Raw genomic sequence first — 3,249 nt, forward strand, 5'->3', positions numbered from 1 at the left:
GTGAATCACAAATCAAGTTTGCAAGGAATCCCGCTCCAAAGGCCCGCTTTCCGGCAAATTCAATTACTGCAAAATGCCGTTTCCGGATTCCAAATCAACGGCTTGGGAATTCTTCACGGACGACGAACGACACCGCCCTGAGCCGGCGCAAGGACGACCATCTGGATCTCGTGCTGGATCGGCGAACGGCGCCGGCCACGGTCGCCGCCGGCTGGGAGTACATGCGGTTCGAACACTGCGCATTGCCCAAGTTGGACCTGACGCAGATCGACTTGCGCGCCTCGGGTCCGTGGGGCGCAATGGCGAAGCGTATTGCGGCGTCTTGCGTTGGTGACCGATAAGTTGGCTAATCCACCCGGCGTGCGTACGTACGTGCCTCCAATATTCTGGAGACCGCGAGCCGCTGAGAAAGGTCAGTCGATGACCACAGGTGTGGATGCAAGTTTGCGCTTGCCAAGGTGTCCATCCTTGTGGCGCCGCATTCGGCTGCGTTGGCACACCGTCTCGCTCATAAGAACGCGTAGATGAGCCAGCAGATACCGGCCCACAGGAGCGCGTTGAGGAGGAGCGCCGCAAGCGGCCAGGGGTTCCACACCATCCGCGGCTGCGAAGTATCAGCGTGTAATGCGCGATCGGCCTTGCCGCCTTCAATCACGCACGGTTTTGGTTTGCTCCAGTGCGTCATTCGTATCCCATGCTTGCGCTGCGTTAGTCGACTAGGCACCGGCAAATCGAAGATCACCAAGTCAAGCAAACGTCGCGATCCCGATGCAGACAGCATCACCGGTCGTGAGCTGGTGAGGCTGATCGTCAGCCTCCTCGACTGCCAGATGCCAGCCAACATGCGGTCTAGGTCTGGCCCTTCGAGCACCTAATCATAGTGTTCAATGATCACGTGAGCCTCAGGCCTTTTGGAGATCGATGAACCCAGCGTTGCTTCGCGGTCGGCGCTGCTCCTCAACGGCTGCGCACGTTGCGTGATCTGGTTCTAGCATTGTCCATTCGCGCCCCAAGCTCACAGCTGCTTCGTGAGGAGCCGTCCGCTTGATGCTCAAGACTATTTCCTTGGTCGGTGGGGTTAAGTTAGCGGGCTACGGCCACATCAATGTCTGCCGGTCGTACAGTTACGACTAGCGTCAACGCCACATTGATCAAGATCAATCGAACGAGTCTCATTGTGAATTCCTAGGTCGGCGACCAGCGCGCCGCTCTTTAATTGCGGCAATCCTCATCTCAGCAATCGGCGTGCCACACGCCGAAGTACTCTCTGCGCGTCGCTTGAAGAAGGAAAACGCGCGTGCGAAGCAGAATCTGTGGAATGATTTAGCGGTAGTAGTCGGATTCTCCACATCAACGTCCGTAACCGAACACGATCGGGACGACAAGATGGAGGGCAAATGACGCCGGCCAAGGCAGCAACAATGCTTCGCATTGGGGGGCGCTGAAAGTATTTCCCTCACCAAGGTGAGCAGTTGGGACGCATCTGCAGCACGGCTGATCGCTCAAGGGGCAAGTGCGAACTCGAGATATGGGACTCGTTGGTATCGCAACCAGTCCACCGGGTAGAGCATGCTCTCGATAGTGGTTAATTACGTGCCGCTAATTCAATTCACGAAGAGCGCGCCCCCAAACTAAATCCGGTGGGTCGCCGAAACTATCTTGGCCTATGGCCCAAAACAGCTCACCAAGAGAGCGGAAACGTGCACGTGAAGCTATCCGCGCAAACTTCTTAGTCGCTCGTGAAGAATCCCTAAAGACGTGATCGGAGATTCCATTTTCTGGCGAAGGCGGAATTGCAAACTTTTGCAACTCGCAGCCTCGGGAGCTCCTAATTTTATTGAGCAGATTCTCGAATCGACGCGTGATTCCGTGATGCAGGGGAAGGGCGATGCAACCGAATAAGCCAAAGACGACTGGGGAGGGCGATCTGGTTCGAGCCGGGCTGGATCAGATCATCAACCTGAAGCGCGAGTTGGTGCAGCTCGAGGCAAGATCGACTGGGACTGGATTGATGGCGAGGTCGCGCCGCTCTACTTAACGAGGCCGGGCGGACATCGCAAGCCGCTCCCTAATCGGACTGCTGCTGCTCAACCATCTACGGCCTGTCTGACCAACGGGTTGTGCGATCGCTGGGCCTGCGACCCCTGTTCCACAGGCGCCCCGAATGCCTGAGGTACCGAGAAACTCACCGGCGGCACAGTCGAGCGCGCCTATGTGGTTAGCTCTCCTGCGCACTGCGGTGCCAACTAGCCTCGGTTCGCCTGCGGTGGGCTCACCCTTTATCAGCGAGCCTCCGCCGGTCCCAACGAAACCTCAAGCGATCAGGGGGAACGCGCCAATCTAGGGATTGGCCACGTTCCTGTTGAGCCACTCTCATCCGATATCTTTCGCATGAGGAGTGTTGTCTCCGAAGCCGAGGTCCGGAAATCGCGTGACGAGCGCGGTTTTCAAAAACAGGATATGCCTGATAGTGACTTCTAGCTCGTTCAACCGCCGTTCCCCTTCCGCTATTTCACTGCCAAGCAAATTCTGATAATGGTTGTCTTCCGGATCGCGCGTAAGATATTCATCGGAATCATTGCCCAACGTTACTGCCGACCGCGCTAACGCTTCATCGACACTCGATTTTAGGTCAGCTTGCTCTGCCATCGCATCTTGCAGCGCGTTCTCTATCGAACGCAAAATGGACGTAGCACGGGCACGATCAGTTTCGGCATCACGACTAGTCGATCGGGCCTTGAAATAGACAACGCTGCGCGCCTTTAGCAATCGTTGAAACATCTTCTTCTCCATGCTTAGTCGAAGTGGCCGCTGAGTCTTCACACCCAAATCAGCATGAATGCGAAAAGTGAGGCCCAACCGCCCCGCGCAATAGCCCAACGCTCACAGAATATTTCACCGCGTCTCACCGATGATCACTGTGTTACATCCGCAAAGTCGGTGCCGTAACAAAACCGGTTCCGCCTGGTCAGCGAAGTGCGGGATTAGCGACATGGGCGTGACTAGGATGTGCTCGCCAGAAGCAGACCGAAAGCTTAACAACTTTCTGCGCTAGCAAGGCTTTGGGCGTAAGTCGGCCTACCAAGCAATCCGCCGAAAATCGATTTGATGCCGTAACCGCGATTTGATCTTCCCCCGAAAAAATGGACAGGGTTAAGCTGCTTTTAGCTCCATCTCGATCGGGCTGATAAAGCCGATGGCGGAGTGACGACGAGTCCGATTGTAGAAGCCCTCGATATAGGCAAAGAT

General features: G+C 56.0%; 2 protein-coding genes and 2 pseudogenes. 2 read left to right on the plus strand and 2 right to left on the minus strand.

Annotated elements, in window-relative coordinates:
* Positions 1-86: 86 nt before the first annotated feature.
* Positions 87-284: pseudogene (locus AC0QUY_RS42250) on the plus strand (hypothetical protein); the annotation flags it as partial.
* A gap of 224 nt (positions 285-508) precedes the next feature.
* On the opposite strand, the gene AC0QUY_RS42255 reads toward AC0QUY_RS42250, so the two are convergent.
* Positions 509-844, minus strand: a complete 336-nt coding sequence (locus AC0QUY_RS42255) for a hypothetical protein (RefSeq protein WP_161855457.1) — start codon at positions 842-844, stop codon at positions 509-511.
* A gap of 1,044 nt (positions 845-1,888) precedes the next feature.
* Here AC0QUY_RS42255 and AC0QUY_RS42260 point away from each other — a divergent pair.
* Positions 1,889-2,145: pseudogene (locus AC0QUY_RS42260) on the plus strand (transposase); the annotation flags it as partial.
* 228 nt (positions 2,146-2,373) lie between these two features.
* Here the strand turns inward: AC0QUY_RS42260 and AC0QUY_RS42265 are convergent.
* A complete protein-coding gene (locus AC0QUY_RS42265) occupies positions 2,374-2,781 on the minus strand; it encodes a hypothetical protein (RefSeq protein ID WP_161856788.1) in 408 nt (135 codons plus the stop codon).
* Positions 2,782-3,249: the final 468 nt, after the last annotated feature.

The sequence above is a fragment of the Bradyrhizobium sp. WYCCWR15520 genome (assembly GCF_056174665.1).